This is a genomic window from Exiguobacterium sp. s28, assembly GCF_018618135.1.
Classification (GTDB): Bacteria; Bacillota; Bacilli; order Exiguobacteriales; family Exiguobacteriaceae; genus Exiguobacterium; species Exiguobacterium mexicanum_A.
This window is the reverse complement of record NZ_JACSLL010000036.1, coordinates 1-791: the sequence shown is the minus strand read 5'-3', so window position 1 is coordinate 791 and position 791 is coordinate 1. Positions and strand designations below refer to the sequence as shown.

Annotated in this window: 6 tRNA genes and 1 rRNA gene; all 7 read right to left on the bottom strand. The window is 50.8% G+C overall.

Features of this window, described 5'->3' with window-relative positions:
* Nucleotides 1-130: 130 nt before the first annotated feature.
* Nucleotides 131-206: transfer RNA gene (locus KNP78_RS15620), tRNA-Ala, on the bottom strand.
* Between the two features lie 11 nt (nt 207-217).
* Nucleotides 218-294 (bottom strand) — tRNA-Pro (locus KNP78_RS15615).
* 7 nt (nt 295-301) lie between these two features.
* A tRNA-Arg gene (locus KNP78_RS15610) sits at nt 302-378 on the bottom strand.
* Between the two features lie 31 nt (nt 379-409).
* Nucleotides 410-496: transfer RNA gene (locus KNP78_RS15605), tRNA-Leu, on the bottom strand.
* 34 nt (nt 497-530) lie between these two features.
* A tRNA-Thr gene (locus KNP78_RS15600) sits at nt 531-606 on the bottom strand.
* Between the two features lie 9 nt (nt 607-615).
* Nucleotides 616-691, bottom strand: a tRNA-Val gene (locus KNP78_RS15595).
* Between the two features lie 11 nt (nt 692-702).
* Nucleotides 703-791, bottom strand: a 5S ribosomal RNA gene (gene rrf / locus KNP78_RS15590); the annotation flags it as partial.

Here is a 791-nt window from a genome sequence, read left to right as displayed (position 1 = left end):
GAGCCAGGATCAAACTCTCCAAAGAATTTGATATAGCTCTTTAAAAATGACGAAGCTTGCGCTTCATTCAAAAATTGTAAAACATTTTTTGCCTCATCGTTCAGTTTTCAAAGTTCGTCAGTTTAAAAATTGGTGGAGCCTAGCGGGATCGAACCGCTGACCTCCTGCGTGCAAGGCAGGCGCTCTCCCAGCTGAGCTAAGGCCCCAAAAGTTATGATGGTCGGGAAGACAGGATTCGAACCTGCGACCCCTTGGTCCCAAACCAAGTGCTCTACCAAGCTGAGCTACTTCCCGAAATAGATGGTGCACCCTGAGAGATTCGAACTCCCGGCCTTTAGATTCGTAGTCTAACGCTCTATCCAGCTGAGCTAAGGGTGCGAGACGAATGAACTTTCATGGGATATTAAGATGGTACCGAGGGCCGGACTTGAACCGGCACGAGGAAACCCTCGCAGGATTTTAAGTCCTGTGCGTCTACCAATTCCGCCACCCCGGCAAGGTATAATTCATGCGGTAGACTATTTTAAAAATGGTGCCGGCGAAAGGATTCGAACCCTCGACCCTCTGATTACAAGTCAGATGCTCTACCAACTGAGCTACACCGGCAGGTGTAAATGGTGGAGGATGACGGGATCGAACCGCCGACCCCCTGCTTGTAAGGCAGGTGCTCTCCCAGCTGAGCTAATCCTCCAAATATGTAATGCCTGGCAACGTCCTATCCTCACAGGGGGAGACCCCCAACTACTTTCGGCGCTGAAGCGCTTAACTTCCGTGTTCGGCATGGGAACGGG